The 16,570-nt window shown below is 69.7% G+C and carries 16 protein-coding genes; 11 read left to right on the top strand and 5 right to left on the bottom strand.

Features of this window, described 5'->3' with window-relative positions; translation table 11 throughout:
* Nucleotides 1–292: 292 nt before the first annotated feature.
* The 8 genes from rpmB to B9Y95_RS19695 all read left to right on the top strand — a co-directional run bounded on the left by rpmB (nucleotide 293) and on the right by B9Y95_RS19695 (nucleotide 9,643).
* On the top strand, nucleotides 293–529 hold the full coding sequence (gene rpmB, locus B9Y95_RS19730) for a 50S ribosomal protein L28 (RefSeq protein WP_056010522.1): 237 nt from the start codon (nucleotides 293–295) through the stop codon (nucleotides 527–529).
* Nucleotides 529–696: a 50S ribosomal protein L33 gene (gene rpmG, locus B9Y95_RS19725; protein ID WP_056010525.1), complete on the top strand. Its 168-nt coding sequence runs from the start codon at nucleotides 529–531 to the stop codon at nucleotides 694–696. The genes rpmB and rpmG overlap by 1 nt, the downstream gene beginning before the upstream one ends.
* Nucleotides 697–698: 2 nt before the next feature.
* Nucleotides 699–1,004: a 30S ribosomal protein S14 gene (gene rpsN, locus B9Y95_RS19720; protein ID WP_064294760.1), complete on the top strand. Its 306-nt coding sequence runs from the start codon at nucleotides 699–701 to the stop codon at nucleotides 1,002–1,004.
* A 138-nt stretch (nucleotides 1,005–1,142) separates the two neighbouring features.
* Nucleotides 1,143–2,537, top strand: a complete 1,395-nt coding sequence (locus tag B9Y95_RS19715) for a DHA2 family efflux MFS transporter permease subunit (protein WP_200811451.1) — start codon at nucleotides 1,143–1,145, stop codon at nucleotides 2,535–2,537.
* Between the two features lie 203 nt (nucleotides 2,538–2,740).
* Nucleotides 2,741–3,022 (top strand): HU family DNA-binding protein, encoded by a 282-nt coding sequence (locus B9Y95_RS19710; RefSeq protein WP_064294762.1) that lies wholly within the window; start codon nucleotides 2,741–2,743, stop codon nucleotides 3,020–3,022.
* Nucleotides 3,023–3,182: 160 nt separating this feature from the next.
* Nucleotides 3,183–4,352, top strand: coding sequence for an exonuclease SbcCD subunit D (locus tag B9Y95_RS19705; protein WP_085514348.1), 1,170 nt, complete (start codon nucleotides 3,183–3,185; stop codon nucleotides 4,350–4,352).
* Nucleotides 4,352–7,561 carry an AAA family ATPase gene (locus B9Y95_RS19700; RefSeq protein ID WP_085514347.1) on the top strand — a complete coding sequence of 1,070 codons (3,210 nt, stop codon included), beginning with the start codon at nucleotides 4,352–4,354 and terminating at the stop codon, nucleotides 7,559–7,561. Before B9Y95_RS19705 ends, B9Y95_RS19700 begins: the two co-directional genes overlap by 1 nt.
* Before the next feature lie 87 nt (nucleotides 7,562–7,648).
* Nucleotides 7,649–9,643 (top strand): bifunctional copper resistance protein CopD/cytochrome c oxidase assembly protein, encoded by a 1,995-nt coding sequence (locus B9Y95_RS19695; protein WP_085514346.1) that lies wholly within the window; start codon nucleotides 7,649–7,651, stop codon nucleotides 9,641–9,643.
* Between the two features lie 68 nt (nucleotides 9,644–9,711).
* Here the strand turns inward: B9Y95_RS19695 and B9Y95_RS19690 are convergent, their stop codons facing one another.
* Nucleotides 9,712–10,779 (bottom strand): hypothetical protein, encoded by a 1,068-nt coding sequence (locus tag B9Y95_RS19690; RefSeq protein ID WP_085514345.1) that lies wholly within the window; start codon nucleotides 10,777–10,779, stop codon nucleotides 9,712–9,714.
* A 66-nt stretch (nucleotides 10,780–10,845) separates the two neighbouring features.
* Here B9Y95_RS19690 and B9Y95_RS19685 point away from each other — a divergent pair, with 66 nt between their 5' ends.
* Both B9Y95_RS19685 and B9Y95_RS19680 read left to right on the top strand, forming a co-directional pair.
* Entirely contained in the window at nucleotides 10,846–12,105 is a 1,260-nt protein-coding gene (locus B9Y95_RS19685; RefSeq protein ID WP_085514344.1) for an ATP-dependent DNA helicase, read from the top strand.
* 89 nt (nucleotides 12,106–12,194) lie between these two features.
* Complete coding sequence (locus B9Y95_RS19680; RefSeq protein ID WP_085514343.1) at nucleotides 12,195–12,632, top strand: hypothetical protein; 438 nt, start codon at nucleotides 12,195–12,197, stop codon at nucleotides 12,630–12,632.
* 113 nt (nucleotides 12,633–12,745) lie between these two features.
* Here B9Y95_RS19680 and B9Y95_RS19675 read toward each other — a convergent pair whose 3' ends face one another.
* From B9Y95_RS19675 to B9Y95_RS19660, 4 genes are all read right to left on the bottom strand, one after another.
* Nucleotides 12,746–13,405 carry a biliverdin-producing heme oxygenase gene (locus tag B9Y95_RS19675; RefSeq protein ID WP_085514342.1) on the bottom strand — a complete coding sequence of 220 codons (660 nt, stop codon included), beginning with the start codon at nucleotides 13,403–13,405 and terminating at the stop codon, nucleotides 12,746–12,748.
* A 94-nt stretch (nucleotides 13,406–13,499) separates the two neighbouring features.
* A complete protein-coding gene (locus B9Y95_RS19670) occupies nucleotides 13,500–14,114 on the bottom strand; it encodes a DUF1129 domain-containing protein (protein ID WP_085514341.1) in 615 nt (204 codons plus the stop codon).
* Nucleotide 14,115: 1 nt separating this feature from the next.
* Nucleotides 14,116–14,526: a DUF4383 domain-containing protein gene (locus tag B9Y95_RS19665; RefSeq protein WP_085514340.1), complete on the bottom strand. Its 411-nt coding sequence runs from the start codon at nucleotides 14,524–14,526 to the stop codon at nucleotides 14,116–14,118.
* Between the two features lie 128 nt (nucleotides 14,527–14,654).
* On the bottom strand, nucleotides 14,655–14,963 hold the full coding sequence (locus B9Y95_RS19660) for a DUF2470 domain-containing protein (RefSeq protein WP_327083108.1): 309 nt from the start codon (nucleotides 14,961–14,963) through the stop codon (nucleotides 14,655–14,657).
* A 146-nt stretch (nucleotides 14,964–15,109) separates the two neighbouring features.
* Between B9Y95_RS19660 and B9Y95_RS19655 the strand changes: the two genes are divergently transcribed.
* Nucleotides 15,110–16,408, top strand: coding sequence for a serine hydrolase domain-containing protein (locus B9Y95_RS19655; protein WP_159453471.1), 1,299 nt, complete (start codon nucleotides 15,110–15,112; stop codon nucleotides 16,406–16,408).
* The last annotated feature ends 162 nt before the right edge of the window (nucleotides 16,409–16,570 follow it).

Raw genomic sequence — 16,570 nt, 5'->3', positions numbered from 1 at the left:
GTACTGCAGGGGGGACCCTGTGGGAGAGTAGGACACCGCCGGACTTCTTCGTTGAAATGGCCACCCAAGGTTCTTGGGTGGCCATTTTGCGTTAACGCGCACAGCGCGTTCAGTGGTAGAAACACGAATTTGCAAATCGCCTGGTCACAGCGTACGCTTGACCCTTGGTGTGGACGCTCCATGTCCACATCGTGTCCACGATCCCCCACCGCTCACGCAGACCGGGATCGCGCACGCCGACAAGAGATCTTGGGCAGGGCAGTCGCTCTGCGGTAATGAAGGAGAAACTACTATGGCAGCAGTGTGCCAGGTGACAGGAGCCGTTCCCGGCTTCGGTCACAACATCTCGCACTCGCACCGTCGCACGAAGCGCCGCTTCGACCCGAACGTGCAGAAGAAGACCTACTACGTGCCCTCGCTGCGTCGTAACGTCACCCTCAAGGTGTCCGCCAAGGGCATCAAGGTGATCGACGCCCGTGGCATCGAATCCGTCGTCAAGGACATTCTCGCTCGTGGGGTGAAGATCTAATGGCTAAGCAGCAGGACGTCCGTCCAATCATCAAGCTCCGTTCGACGGCTGGTACCGGTTACACGTACGTGACCAAGAAGAACCGTCGCAACAACCCAGACCGTCTCGTGCTCAAGAAGTACGACCCCGTAGTGCGCAAGCACGTTGAATTCCGAGAGGAGCGCTAAACATGGCTAAGAAGAGCAAGATCGCCCGTAACGAGCAGCGCAAGGTTATCGTCGACCGCTACGCCACGAAGCGCGCCGAGCTGAAGAAGGCCCTCGTCGACCCCGCCGGGACCGACGAGTCGCGTGAAGCAGCTCGCCTCGGCCTCCAGAAGCTCCCTCGCAACGCTTCGCCGGTTCGCCTCCGCAACCGCGACGCGATCGACGGTCGCCCGCGAGGCAACCTCTCGAAGTTCGGCATCAGCCGCGTTCGCTTCCGCGACATGGCGCACAAGGGCGAACTGCCCGGCGTCCGCAAGTCGAGCTGGTAACACCCGCTCAGTCGGAGCTCACATTCCGCTGACACAGCATCGCAACACCGAAAGGGCCGTCCGCATCGCGGGCGGCCCTTTCGCGTTGTCGGCGACAACTGCAAGGATCGAACGGTTCCCACATCCACCGAGGAGGCGCTGCTGGACGTCCGCACGCAACGAGCCATCGCCCTCCTGGTCGCCGGCTGCTTCTTCATGGAGAACCTCGACGGGACCATCCTCACCACCGCCGCACCGAGCATCGCGCGCGACCTCGGGACCTCGTCGACGGCCGTCGGGCTCGCGGTCACCGCGTTCCTGCTCACGGTCGCCGTCCTCATCCCCGTCAGCGGTTGGCTGACGGACCGGTTCGGTGCCAAGCGCATCTTCGCGCTGGCGATCGCGGTGTTCACGATCGCCTCCGTGCTCTGTGCGTTGAGCTCGAGCCTGCCGATGCTCGTCGGCTTCCGGGTGCTCCAGGGCGTCGGCGGGGCTCTGATGGTGCCGGTCGGCCGCTTGGCCGTGCTCCGGGTGACGCCCAAGGAGCGGTTGATCCAGGCCATCGCCCTGCTGACCTGGCCCGCCCTCGCCGCCCCGATCATCGCGCCGTTCCTCGGTGGGGTCATCACCCAGTACGCCTCCTGGCACTGGATCTTCCTCATCAACGTGCCGATCGGTGTCGTCGCCTTCATCGTGGCGCTCCGCATCGTCCCCGACTTCGCCGCCGACGAGGTGCCTCCGCTCGACTGGCTCGGCCTGTCGCTCGCCTGCGTCGGGCTCGCGTCGCTCCTCGTGGCGGCCTCCCTGGTGTCCGGCGCCGGCTTCGACGCACGTTGGTTCATCGGGTCGCTCGTAGCGGGCATCGTCCTCCTCACCCTCGCGATCCGGCACCTGTTCCGTGCGCCGCACCCGTTCGTCGACCTCCGCTCGCTGCGGATCGAGACCTTCCGTCTGGCCAACGCCGGCGGCAGCGTCTACCGGCTCACGATCAGTGCCGTCCCGTTCCTCCTGCCGCTGCTGTTCCAGGACGCATTCGGCTGGACGCCCGTGCAGGCCGGTTCGATGGTGCTCTTCCTCTTCGTTGGCAACCTCGCGATCAAACCGGCGACGACCTGGATGCTGCGGCGGTTCGGATTCCGTCTGGTGCTCGTGTCGTCGAACCTGATCGGGGTCCTGTGCATGGCCGGGATGGCGTTCCTCACCGCCGACACGTCGATCGTGCTGATGGCACTGCTGCTCTTCCTCAGCGGGGTCGCCCGGTCGATCGGCTTCACGGCGTACAACACCATCACCTTCGCCGACGTCGAACCCGCCGCGATGTCGCGGGCCAACACCCTCAACTCGACCCTGCAACAGGTCGCGAGCGGCTTCGGTGTCGCCGTCGGAGCGATCCTGCTGACGACCGAATTCTCCCTCGAGGACGGGTTCGGCGGCGGCCGATTGCTGCCGTATCAGTTCGCGTTCCTCGCGATCGCCGTCCTGACCCTCTTCCCGACGATCGAGGCGTGGTTGCTGTCGCGGGCGGCCGGGCACAGCGTCATCGGCGTGCGCTGAGCGGCCACACCGACGCCTCCCAGCTGGGAAACGACCGACACGCAGGCCCGTTTGTCCGCGTAGAGCGCAGAAATCCGCGAAATCTCGCGGATTGCTGCTACATTCGAGGCGGTCACACCGACCAGTTGGTGCCGTATCAGCGACACCTTCGCTACCAACACATCAGCTGTACGTTGCAGCAACGTCCGAGGAGGACCCTCACAATGGCAAATTTGAACAAGACCGAACTCGTCGCCGCCATCGCCGCATCGACCGGCCAGAGCCAGGCGACCGTCGGCAGCGTTGTCGACGCGCTGTTCACCACCGTCGCTGAGACCGTCGCCACGGGCGGCAAGGTCTCGATCCCGGGTTGGATCGCCTTCGAGCAGACCGACACCGCCGCTCGCACGGGCCGCAACCCGCAGACCGGCGCCGAGATCCAGATCCCGGCCGGCAAGCGCGTCAAGGTGACCGCCGGCTCGAAGCTCAAGGCTTCCGTCAAGTAAGTCGTCGCGGGCGTCAGCCCGCACGGACTCGGACCCCGGAGACACTCCGCCGGTCCAGGCCACACAGCAGGGCGTCGCGAGAGCGGCGCCCTGCTGTCGTTCATCCGGGTGCCGTCCGGGGCGCGACGAGGTGTCGGCGGCTCGGCCTAGCATTGCTGTCATGCGGATCCTCCACACCTCGGACTGGCACCTCGGCCGTTCGCTGCACGGGGTCGACCTGCTTCCCTTCCAACGCGACTTCCTGGCGCATCTCGAGCAGACGGTCGTGGACCACGAGGTCGACGTCCTCCTCGTCGCCGGCGACATCTACGACCGCGCCATCCCGCCGGTCGAAGCGGTGACACTGCTGTCGGAGTCGCTCGGGCGGCTGGCTGGCCGCACCCGCGTCATCCTCGCCCCGGGCAACCATGATTCGGCCATCCGGCTCGGCTTCGGCGCCGCCATGCTGCGCGACGGGATCGACATCCGAGCCGACCTCGCGCGGGTCGGCGAACCGGTCCTGGTGGACGACGAACACGGGCCCGTCGCCTTCTACCCACTGCCCTACCTCGACCCCGACACCGCGCGAGGGATGCTCGCGCCGGACGATCAGCCGCTCGCGCGATCGCACGCCGCCGTCATGGGTGCAGCCCTCGAACGCGTCCGAGCCGATCTCACGCAACGTCGCGAGCACGGAGCGGTCCGATCGGTCGTCGCTGCGCACGCCTTCGTCATCGGTGGTCTCGCGAGTGACAGCGAACGCGACATCCGGATCGGCGGGGTCGATGCGGTGCCCGCCCAGCTGTTCGACGACTTCGACTACGTCGCGCTCGGCCACCTCCATGGCGCGCAGCGCGTCGGGGCCGCGACCGGTGTCGACCGCATGCGGTACTCCGGGTCGCCGCTCGCCTACTCCTTCTCCGAACGCAACCAGGTGAAGTCGAGCGTGCTGGTCGACCTCGCCGCCGACGGCTCCGTGCACCTGGAACTGCTGCCGGCGCCGGTGCCGCGTCGGCTCGTCGACGTCACGGGAACCCTCGCAGAGCTGCAGGGCCCCGCGGGAGACGACGCCGTCGACGCCTGGGTGCGCGCCACGGTCACCGACGACGTCCGGCCACCGGAGCTGTACGCGACGCTGACCCGGCGCTTCCCGCACCTGCTCGTCTGGTCGCACGCGCCGGCGAACCGCTCCGAGGAGGCTCGCGCCGCAGCCGTCACGGCGGTCTCCGACCCGGTCGAGGTCACCGCCGAGTTCATCGAGTACGCGACGGGTGCACCGGCGACCACTCGCGAGCGAGAGCTCATCGCGGCGGCGAACGAGGCCGCACTCGCCGCGGAGGTGAGCGCCTGATGCGACTGCACCGACTCACGCTACAGGCCATCGGGCCGTACGCCGGTGAGCACACCATCGACTTCGTCGAACTCGGGCGGGCTGGTCTGTTCCTCCTGGAGGGCCCGACCGGCGCCGGCAAGTCCACGATCATCGATGCCATCGTCTTCGGGCTGTACGGCGAACTCGCCGGGACCGGTGCCAGCAAGGACCGCCTCCACTCGCACCACGCGCAGCCCGGGACGGAACCGTTCGTGGAACTCGTGTTCGAGACCGGATCCGGCGTGTACCGGGTGCGGCGGACGCCGGCCTACCAGCGGCCGAAGCAGCGCGGAGCCGGCTTCACCCCGCAGCAGGCGAGCGCCACCCTCGTCCGCCTGACCGACCCCGACGCACTGGCCGGCGAGACCCTGTCGACCCGCGCACAGGAGATCGGTCCTGAGATCAGCCGGATCGTCGGTCTCACCCGGGAGCAGTTCGTCCAGACGATCGTCCTCCCGCAGGGCGAGTTCGCGAAGTTCCTCGCCGCCGGCGGTGAGGAGCGCAGCGAACTCCTCCGGTCCCTGTTCGGGACGGAGCACTACGAGCGGGTCGCCAAGCACCTCGTCGAGCAGCGTCGGCAGGCCCAACGCGACATCGAAGGGGCACGAGAGGCGCTGGGCCGTGCGATCGCCCGGTTCGCGGGAGCGGCTGAACTCGACGACGCACGGGAACTCGTCGCGGGCAGGGGAGCGGACACCCCGGCCGGGATGGACGCCCCCGCGGCGGTCGATGCCGAGTCACGGGATCCCGCGACTGGTGATCCGTCGGCTGCGGAGCCCGACCCCGACCCCGACGTCGCGACCCTCGCGGTCGCGCTCGAACCCGATTCCGAAGACCTCGTCGGTGACGCCACGCGTATCGTCGCCGTCCTTGAGCGCCACGCCGCCGTCGACGCCTCGACCGCTGCCGAGGTGCGGGTCGCCCTGGAGCGCGCTCGCGCCGAACACGCCGCAGCCCAGACGCTCCTCGCGTCCATCGAACGTCGCGCGGAGCTGCTGACCGAGCGCGAGCTGCTCTCGGTCGACGACGAACCGGTCGCGCGGCTCTCCGAACGGATCGCGGCAGCGGCTCGGGCGGACACCGTCGCGTCCGCGCTCGCCGGAGCGGCCACGGCCTCGGCGGCGCTCGAGGATGCCATCGCGTCGCTCGCCGCGATGGAGGAGCAGACCGACGAGGCGATCGTCGCACTCGACGACGCGTCCGTCGCCGCGCGCCGCGAATCCCTCACCGTCGAGCGGGCGTCGATGGCGGCCGTGCTCGTCCTCGAAGCCGCCGACGCCGACCGCGAACGCGCGCTCACCGCACTCACCGAGGAGCTCGCGACCGTCGACGAACGGCTCGCCGAGCTCGCTGCGGAACAGACCCGACGGGACGCCCGCCGGGCAGCGCTCAGCTCGGCCCCGGAGCGCGCCTCGCGCGCGGCCACCGAGTCGGCCAGGGCCGCCCGGTCCGTGGAGCGCGTGGCTGAACGCCGCGCGGTGCTGGATCGGGTGGAGGCGACCGACGAACGCCTCGTGGGGCTCACCGACGAGGTCACCGAGGCCGCCACGGCCGCGAAGGCGGCGATCGAAGCCGAGACGTCGCTGCGCCTCCGGAGGATCGAGGGCATGGCGGGTGAACTCGCCACCGGCTTGCGGGAGGGCGAGCCGTGCAGCGTCTGCGGCTCGCTGAGCCATCCGGCGCCGGCGGTGCTCGACGGAGACCACCCCGACGCGGACGCGGTCGAAGCGGCATCCGTCGCTCGGGCCGATGCCGAGGCGACGATGCAGTCGGCGCAGAGCGCCCGGGACGTCGCCCGGGCGGAGCGCCGACGCCTCGTCGAGCAGTTCCTCGCGCTGGCCGATGAAGCGAGCGGCGTTGCCGCGGTCGGCTCCACCGACGCTTCGACGACGGCGACTGCCGGGTTCGACCCGGTCACTGCGCGGGCGGCAGTCGATGCGGCCGCTGCGGACGCCGAGCGGCAGCACGCGGAGGCCGTGGTCATCGCCGCGGAGGCGGACGCCGAGGTCGTGGAGGCCGGGCGCCTCGCGGACGAGCACCTGTCCGGCGTGGTCGCGGTGTCGGAACGCACCGCCACCCGGGCGACACTGACCGAGCGGCTCGCCGCCGCGCAGCGCGTCCACGAGCGGGCCCGCGCCGAGGTGGCCGGCGTCCTCGACGGTCGAGCGGCTTCACTGGCCGAGCTCGACGCGATGCTCGAGGCCGAGCTCTCCTCGCTGTCCCTGCTCGCGGCGGCACGGGCGACCGTCGCCGACCGGAGGCAGCGTGACGCCGAGCGCGCGGTCGAGCTGGAGGCGGCACTCGAGCGGGCCGGGTTCGCCGACCGTGCGGCTGCGGAGGCCGCAGCCATGAACGGGGTCGAACGGGCGAGCGCAGAGGCACGGGTGGCCGATCACCTGCGTCACACGACCGCGAACGCCGAAGCACTCGCGAGCCCGGCTCTCGCAGGCGTCGCCGGTACTGCCGCCCCCGACGTCGAAGCGACGGCCCGACGACTGGCCGACGCCGAGGCGGCGGCAGGCACCGCGACCGCAGCGGCCGCCGTCTCCGCACGACGAGCGACCAACGCGGCGGCGGCCTGCACTGCGCTCGCCGAGGCGGCCGACGAGAACGCCGACGCGGTCCGCGAGGCCGCGGCCGTGGTGCGCCTCGCCGACGTGGTGTCGGCCACGGGCAGCGAGAACAGCACGAAGGTCACCCTCGGCACCTACGTCCTCCTGCGCCGCTTCGAGGATGTCGTGGCGGCGGCGAACGCGCGCCTGGAGTCGATGTCCGGAGGGCGCTACGAGCTCGTCCGCAGCGATGTCAAGGAAGGACCCTCCCGCAGCCAGCGCGTCGGGTTGTCGCTCACGGTCCACGACCACCGGACCGACCGGCGTCGCGATCCGAAGTCGCTGTCCGGTGGCGAGACGTTCTACGCCTCGCTCTGCCTCGCACTCGGGCTGGCGGACGTCGTGACGGGCGAGGCCGGCGGGGTCGAGCTCGGCACGCTCTTCGTCGACGAAGGGTTCGGCAGTCTCGACCCCGAGACGCTCGACACCGTGATGGCCGAGCTCGGTCGGCTCTCGGCCGGCGGCCGCGTCGTCGGCGTCGTCAGCCACGTCGAGGAGATGAAGCAGCGCATCGGCGAACGCATCGAGGTGCGGCGGCTGGAAGACGGCTCCTCGACCCTGCTCGTCCGGGCGTGAGCGGCGCCCTTCGACAGGCTCAGGGACCGAGCGCTCGCTGAGCCCGCTGCGGTCGGGGTTCCCAGCAGCGCCGCGTAGGCTTGCAGCGTGAATCGTGTCGTCCGCCTCGCGGGTCCTGCCCTCCTGCTCCTCGTGGCTGTGGCGACCCTCCTCGCGGGACTGGCCTTCGGCGGTGGAGCGGATGCGCAGCTCCTGGGCGATCCCGGCGCCGTCGTGCGGTGGGGGCTCCCGATCGCACAACTGCTCGTCAACCTGAGCGCCGCCGTCACCATCGGCGCGTTGCTCATGGCCTGCTGGGCGCTCAGCCCGGACCGACGCGAGTACGGCGCGGCGCTCGACGTCGCTGCAGCCGGAGCCGCGGTCTTCGCCGTCGCGTCCGGCGTGACGGGCTTCTTCACCTTCCTGAACGTCACGCAGGTGCCGCTCACCTTCGACGACGCGTTCGGTGCGAAGCTCAGCCTCTTCTTCACCGGGATCGAGTCGGGTCAGGCCTGGCTGCAGACGACCCTCATCGCCGCGGCCGTCACGGTGCTCTGCTTCGCCGTCCGCAACCACACGGTGCTCGTGTTCGTCTTCGGGCTGTCCCTCGTGTCGCTGCTGCCGATGGCCCAGCAGGGTCACTCCGCCGAGGCGAGCGGGCACAACGCCGCCGTCACCGCGCTCGGCCTGCACCTCGTGTTCGCCGCCATCTGGCTCGGCGGTCTGCTCACGCTCGTCTTCATCCGCAAGACCCTCGAAGACGGCCGGCTCGCCCCCGTGCTCATGCGGTACTCGACCGTGGCACTCGTGTCCTTCGTCGTCGTGGCGGTGTCCGGGTACGTGAGCGCCGAGCTGCGCATCGGCTCGCTCGACCGCCTGGGCACCCCGTACGGCATCCTCGTCCTCGTCAAGGTCTTCGCGCTGCTGGCGCTCGGCCTGTTCGGCGCGCTGCAGCGTCGGGTGCTCATCGGCCGCATCGAGCGCTCCGCCGCTGCGCGCGCGGACACCCCCGCGGGCCGCACCGGCACCTTCTGGTGGCTGGTCGCCCTCGAGCTCGGGTTCATGGGCATCGCCTCCGGTGCCGCCGCTGCCCTCGCGAAGACCGCCCCGCCGGTCGATCAGGCCGTACCGAGCACCCCGACGCCCGCGGTCCTGCTCACCGGTGAGGAACTGCCGCCGGAACTGACCTTCTCCCGGTACTTCACCGAGTGGAACATCGACCTGCTGTGGTTGCTCGCCTGCGCCTTCGGCATCTTCTTCTACATCGCGGGTGTCGTCCGCCTGCACCGCCGTGGCGACTCCTGGCCGATCCTCCGCACCGTCAGCTGGGTGCTCGGCCTGCTCGTGCTCTTCTACCTCACCTGCGGCGGCATCAACGTCTACCAGCCGTACCTCTTCAGCGTGCACATGCTCGGACACATGGGCCTCACCATGCTCGTCCCGGTGCTCCTCGTCCCCGGAGCGCCGGTCACGCTGCTCGCGCGGGCGGTGCGGAAGCGCTCCGACGACTCCCGAGGGGGTCGGGAGTGGGTGCTCCTGGCCGTGCACTCGAAGTTCGCGGGGATCATCTCGAACCCGCTCGTCACCGCGGTGCTCTTCGCCGGATCACTCTGGGTGTTCTACTACACGCCGCTGTTCCGCTGGTCGATGGAGGACCACATCGGCCACGAGTGGATGGTGGTGCACTTCCTCATCACCGGCTATCTCTTCGTGCAGTCGCTCATCGGCATCGACCCGGTCCCGTACCGCCTGCCGTACCCGATGCGGCTCCTGCTGCTCTTCGCGACGATGGCGTTCCACGCGTTCTTCGGGTTGGCGATCATCTCCTCGACCGGGCTGTTCCTCGCCGACTGGTTCGGGGCGATGGGACGGACCTGGGGGCAGGCGCCGCTCCTCGACCAGCAGACGGGCGGCGGGATCGCCTGGAGCGTCGGCGAGATCCCGACCCTGGCGCTCGCCGTCGCCGTCGCGATCTCGTGGAGCAAGAGCGACGCGAAGGACCAGAAGCGGCTCGATCGCAACGCGGACCGCACGAACGACGCGGAGCTCAACGAGTACAACGAGCGTCTCGCGCGCATGGCGGCCAACGACACCCGCTCCTAGCCCGCGAACTGTCACTCCGGAACAGTGTGAGGGGTGTCGGACTGTGTCGGAGTGACAGTTCGCGGGCTTCAGCGGAGATCGATGTAGAGGGAGCCGTCGTCGCGGATCGTCACGAACGCCGACAGCGTGAACGGGACGTCCTCGTCGAGGGTCGAGACCGTGCCGTCGAACAGCGACTTCACGTCGACGACGAGGTGCGCGGCTCCGGCCGTCGCCGGCATCTGCCAACCGGTGTCGCCCGGCTGGACCGCCACGACGGGGTAGGAGGCGATGGACCACACCGGTAGGTCGTCCACGCGATCGCGGATCACCATGCCGAACGGGCACCCGGTGGGCTGGAGGACCTGTTGCGTGGCGCAGTTGTCGAGGTAACCGTCGATCTGCGTCTGGACCTCGGAGACGAAGTCGGAGGTGGCACTCGCGGTCACCTCCGCCTCGACGACGCTCGCGATCTCGGTCGTCGTCGCCGTCTCCACCGACGCCGCCAGGTAGGTGGTGTCGACGTCGAAGTCGACGCTGCCCGGCGTGAAGGTGAGGAACGGGATGGTGGAGGTGAAGGCCCCATCGGTCCCCTCCGCGACGCGGCGGGTATCGAGCTCGAAGCCGTTCGCCCGGAACCCGGTCGTGTGTGCGACGGTCAGCTGGACGACGCTCAACGGGCTCGTCTCGAAGCGCCACGACGGGAACAGCCCGAAGGTGCGCTCGCCGCTCGTGATCGAGAACGCCGTGCTGTGCGGCTGACCCGCGAGTCGGTACGAGAAGGTCACCTCGTGGGCGCCCGAGCCCGTCGTGACGTCGGAGACGAGGCGCACGTCCTCGATCGTGCCGAGCGCCTCGCTCCGGAGCAGAGCGTCCGAGCTGTCGGCCGGCAGGCCCGCGTCGGCGAGTTCGGCGGAGCTCAAGGCGACTCCGGGCAACGCGAGCGCGGTCGCGGCGTCGTCGTCTGCGAGGGCGTCCAGGTACCCGCGGGCGAAGGAACCGGCGCCGTAGACGTCGCGGGCGACGGCCGACCAGGCGGAGAGAATGGCCGCGACGAGCAGTGCCGCGATGCAGAGCCACAGCACGACGGCGCGGACGAGGGCACCGCGCACCGTTCCCGGGCGTCGCAGCTCCCCACGTGTCGCGACATGGCTCATCCTGACATCCTAGGCGGGCACCTCGCGTAGGATTGGAGGGCGAAAACGGGAGGGAACCGAAGCATCATGAGCGTAGCCCTCTCCGCCGAGCAGCAAGCCGTGTTCGACCGCATCGAGAGCACCCGCGAGCACCTGTTCGTCACGGGTCGGGCGGGCACCGGGAAGTCGACGCTCCTGAACCACCTCGCCTGGAACACCTCGAAGCAGCTGGCCATCTGCGCCCCGACGGGTGTCGCCGCGCTGAACGTCGGCGGGCAGACGATCCACTCGCTGTTCCGCCTGCCGATCGGGCTCATCGCCGACCACACGATCGACCAGAACGATCAGACCCGCAAGCTGCTCAACTCCATCGACACCCTCGTCGTCGATGAGGTCTCCATGGTGAGCGCCGACCTCATGGACGCGATGGACCGGAGCCTCCGGCAGGCCCGGCAGCGGCCGCGCGAGCCGTTCGGCGGCGTGCAGATCGTGCTCTTCGGCGACCCGTACCAGCTCGCTCCCGTGCCGGGCAGCCTCGAGGAACGGGCGTACATCGCCGACACCTACCGCTCGTTCTGGTTCTTCGACGCCAAGGTGTGGTCCGAGACGCCGCTGCAGCTCGTCGAGCTCACCGAGATCCACCGCCAGCACGAGGCCGAGTTCAAGTACCTCCTCAATGGCGTCCGGCATGGCCAGGTCACCGCCGAGATGGCCGGCCGACTGAACGGCATGGGCGCCAGGACCCCTCCCGAGGACGGCGTCATCAGCCTCGCGAGCCGCAACGACACCGTCGACCGCATCAACAAGGCGGCGCTCGCCAAGCTCGACGGCAAGCCGCTCACCGCCAACGCGGAGGTCTCGGGCGACTTCGGCGGGCGGGCGTTCCCCGCCGACGAGGCGCTCGACCTCAAGGTCGGTGCGCAGGTCATGTTCCTCCGCAACGACAGCGAGCGTCGTTGGGTGAACGGCACGCTCGGGACCGTGGTGAAGATCGACTCCACCGTCTGGGTCGAAGTCGACGGCGAGCAGTTCGAGGTCGAGCCGGCGACGTGGGAGAAGTACAAGTACTCCTACTCCTCGGTGACGAAGCAGCTGAAGCGCGACATCGTGGCCGAGTTCACGCAGTTCCCGCTGCGGCTCGCGTGGGCGGTCACCATCCACAAGTCGCAGGGCAAGACCTATGACCGCGCGATCGTCGACCTGGGCAGCCGCGCGTTCAGCCCGGGGCAGAGCTACGTCGCGCTCAGCCGCATCTCGACGCTCGACGGTCTCTACCTCTCCCGGCCGCTGCGCCCGAGCGACATCATCGTCGACACCGACGTGAAGCGCTTCATGTCGGGGCAGTAGCGTCCGTTCGCCCATTGTTGGGCGAATCGGTGCTCCGTCGCCCGAAAATGGGCGAACGAACGGGGCCGGTGACCCTACGATTGTCGGTTATGACGCATCCCATGCAGCAGGGCTGGCCGCAGCCCGGTCCGATCACCGCCTGGCGCACGCTCGAGCTGAACGCCAGCAAGCCGCCGTTCGCCGGATACTGGGGGTTCATCCCACTCGTCGTGCGCATCGACGGCTTCGAACACCGCCCGACCTGGGGTCCGTCGCAGTTCACGGTTCCGGCCGACCGGCCCGTGCAGGTCTCGTGCTCGATGGCGTGGCTGTGGGAGTTCGGCCGTGCCGACTACCTGCTGCAGCCCGGCGAGGCGCCGACGCTCGACTACATCGCGCCGGCACAGCAGTGGGTCTCAGGCTCGCTCGCACCGCGGGGTCAGGCGGTCATCAAGGGACGCGGCGCGCAGATCGCGGTGTACGCCGTCCTCGCACTGGTCTTCGTCGCCATGTTCGGCGTGCTGGCGCTCTCGCTCGCCATGTCCTGATCGGACCTGCGCGGCCCGCACTGCCCTGAGTCGACGTCGCACCGCAGTTCGTTCGCCCATGTTTGGGCGAACGAACACCCATTCGCCCAAGAATGGGCGAATGGGCGGGCGGGTCAGGCGACGGCGGTCGCTGCAGCCTTCGCGGTCGCGAGGTCGCGGAAGAGGTCGGTGTTGAAGCGGTACGCCACCATGACCTCGTCGATCACACGGGCCTGCTCCGCGTCGTCCCACGGGACGGCGTCGAGCTGCTCGCGGTAGGTGTCCTTGAACTCGCGCGGCTTCGCGATGTCGCCGAAGAGGTAGAAGCCGACGCCGTTGGTGTCGAAGCCGAACTGGCGCTGCATGAGCGTGCGGATGATCTGCCCGCCCGAGAGGTCGCCGAGGTACCGGGTGTAGTGGTGCGCGACGAAGCCGCCGGGCCAGACGGCGCCGACCTCGTTGATCCGTGCCACATACCGGGCGGTGGTGGGCAGCGGGGTGATCTGTTCGCGCCAGTCCGGGCCGATGAGGAACTCGAGGTCCTGCACGATGGCGGGGAGCCGCGTCAGCTTGTCGCTGATGAACGGCGCAGCGACGGCATCGGCGCGCATACGGTCGGCGGCGGCCTCGAGGGCCTCGTAGATGAAGAAGTGCTGCGCGACGAGGGCGATGTAGTCCTCCTTCGAGCCCTTCCCCGTCATGAGGTCGCTCATGAAGTCCGCCCCCTCGCTGGAGGAGTGGCCGGAGGACGTGCGCTCGCGCAGGGCCTGGGAGAAGGGGATCACAGTGCTCATGTCGGACTCCGCGTCGGCTGGTTCGGTAAGGGTTGCCTAAGTGTAACGGGCCGGGCTCGTGAGCGGGAGAGCGGATCTGTCGCGGTGGAGGGAATCAGTGGCTGCTGTGCAGGGAACCGTGGGGGACCGCGAACGCACCGGCGTTGGTCTGGGCCAGTGCGGGTGTGGTGATCGCCGCCACGACCGCTGCCCCGGCGAGCAGGGTGAGCACGTACCGTCCGGTGCTCGGTTCACGACGGGGTTGACGGCTCGCGCGCGTCAGCAGAGCGTCGAGCTGGAGTTCGTCCGGTGCCGTCGATGCGAGGGTGACCCGCCGGAGTCGGCGCGCGAGCACTCCGGCCACGATGAGCAGCAGGACCGTGGACGAGAGGGTCGGCAGGAACGGCGGCACGGTCGTGACACCGAGGGAGGCGAGTCCGTACAGCGCCACCCAGACGACCACCGTGCCCACCGCGCCGGCGAAGGACGCACGGAGGCCCGGCACCCGGTCGCGGACGAGGACCACGACGGACCAGAGCAGAGCGGCGACGCCCAGGGTGACGAGCGGGATCGCACCCACCGGGGAGGACCCGGCGCCGGTCGCGATCAGCACGAGACCGGTGCCGAGCGCGCACATCGCGAGCAGGCTGTTCGAGATCGACGTCGTCCCGGAGCGTGCCGCGGTGTCGCCGCCGGCCCGGGCGCCCTGGCGTTCGACGGAGACCGACATGTCAGGCCGTCGCCACCCGGTGCGTGCGCTTGTCCGCGGCCAGTCCGGCACCGAGCAGCACCACGGCGCTCGCGAGGTGGAGGAAGTGGTCGGCCGTGTTGAGCGCGAGGATGTTCAGCGCCGAGCCCACGATGAAGAAGCCGACGACACCGAGCAGGAGGTAGAACCCGCCGACCACCGTGTTGACGGTCTTGGCCGCGACGACGTTCGAGAGCCCTGCGATGAGCAGGGCCGCGCCGATGAGGACGTGCGCGATGTTGTGCAGCGGGTTGACCTCGAAGATCCCGAGGAGGAGGCCGCCCTCGGTGGTGAGGACGGGCAGGCCGCCCGCGACGATCCCGCCGAGGAGTCCGACGACCACGTAGACCGCGCCGAAGACGGCGGCGAGGAGCCGGTTGGGTGAATGACGCATGGGAGTGCCTCCTGATCCTTCGTGCCGCGAGTCGTCCCGGGGCGTTGAGGAGTTCGGAGGTGCGGGCGCCGACGGTTTGGTCACTCGAGGCCGTCACCCGAGGTCGACGGTCGAGGGGCGGCCGTCGCTCAGTCGTGCGGGCGCGGCTCCACGCCCAGACGGGCGCACGCGGCGTCGTAGAGGGCGACGACCTCGCGTCGGATCTCGCCGCGCTCGGTGATCGCTCCGGCGGGCCAGGGCACCCGCCCACCCGCGGCGGTGCCGTCGACCGTCCAGGTCCACTCGCCACCCGCCCCGTCCAGCGCGATCATGGTTGCGGCCTCGGCCGCCGGTTCCAGGAAGGCGCGCACGATGAGCACGTTGTCGTCGGGGTGGTCGCCGTTCATGTGCGCCAGAACGGCGTCGACGGTGGTCTGCGGGAAGGCGTTCGAGGTCACCTCTCCAGGGAACACCATCGACGTGCCCCGCACCAGACCCGCCGCCAGAGTGACCGGCACGCGGCGTGCGACCGCAGCTCTCAGCCGCGCCCGGTTACAATCGGGAACAGTCTGCAGCTCCGCAGACCGCTCATCAGGGGGATGACTTGACTGCAACAGCTCCGAGGCGACGGCGTCTCGCCGCGCTCCTTACCGCGGCGACCCTCGCGACGGTGCTCGTCGGCTGCTCGGGCCCCTCGGTGTCCGACACCGACTTCCCCGACCAGGTCAGCGGCACGCTCGCCGGCGACACGACCGACGCCATCACGGCGGCGGTCGAGGCCGCCGTCGCCCAGTCCGGATCCTCCGGTGCCATCGTCGGCGTCTGGGCGCCGTGGGCCGGGAGCTACACGGCCGGCGTCGGCACGACCGAGCCGGGTGGCAAGACCGAGATGGACCCGTCCATGGTCTACCGCATCGGCGACACCACGCGCCCGATGACCTGCACCGTGCTCCTCGAACTCGTCGACGAGGGCAAGATCAAGCTCACCGACCAGGTCCACAAGACCCTCCCGCAGGTCCAGGGCATCGAGGGCATCACCTACCAGCAGCTGTGCAATGGCACGTCGGGGCTCGGTACCTACACGCCCGCGCTCAACGCGCAGTTCGTCACCAACCCGACCCGCAACTGGTCGATGGCCGAGATCCTCGCGAACGGCCTCGCGAGCGGGACGCGGACGGCTCCGGGGGCGCTCTTCGGTTCGAGTGACACCGGCTACATCCTGCTCGGCATGGCGCTCGAGGAGCTGACCGGTCAGTCCTGGCAGTCCCTGTACGACCACTACGTCTTCTCGCCGCTCGGCATGTCGAAGTCCAGCTTCCCCGACGCCTCCACCGTCGAGCTTCCGGGGTCGCACCCGAATGGGTACCTGACGCCGCGCATCGCGGACGGCACCTACCAGTGCGACGCACCGACGGACGAGACCGAGCTGTCGCCCTCGATGGTGTGGACCGCCGGTGGCGTCGTCTCCTCGGTCGACGATCTGCGGAAGTTCACGCAGTCCTTCGCGTCCGGCTCGCTGCTGAACGACAGCACCTACAAGAAGCAGTGGAAGGACCCCGTCTCGCTGGGCGAGGCTGAGCCGACCTGGAAGAGTTTCGGTGTGGGTGGGATACAGATCGGTCCCCTGCGGGGGCAGGCCGGCGCGATCCCCGGCTCGCTCTCGGCGGCCTTCTCCGATCCGACCTCTGGCCTGACGGTCGTCGTGATGCTGAACAATTCGACGCTCGGTGCGGGTTTCGCGCAGACGCTCGCGATGCAGCTCGCGTCGATCGGTGCGAAGGCGGCACCGGCGAGCGGGCAGAAGGCCCCTGAGATCGCGCTGCCGTGGTCCGACCAGCAGATGGCGGAGCAGCTCGCCGCCTCGGCGATGGTCTGCGCCCCGCCGGTCGCCCCCGCCGGGTAGCGGAGTGGCCGGGCCTGGGGTCGTCGCCCTTCGACAGGCTCAGGGACCGCGTGGGTGTGGCTCAGGGACCGCGTGGGTGTGGCTCAGGGACCGCGTGGGTGTGGCTCAGGGACCGCGGTGGTCGCGCACGGTGGCGGCGGATCGCGGCACGATGACGCTTTC

This window comes from Plantibacter flavus, from assembly GCF_900177615.1.
Taxonomy (GTDB): Bacteria; Actinomycetota; Actinomycetes; order Actinomycetales; family Microbacteriaceae; genus Plantibacter; species Plantibacter flavus.
Note: the sequence above shows the minus strand (reverse complement) of the source record. Positions and strands in the feature narration are given on the sequence as shown.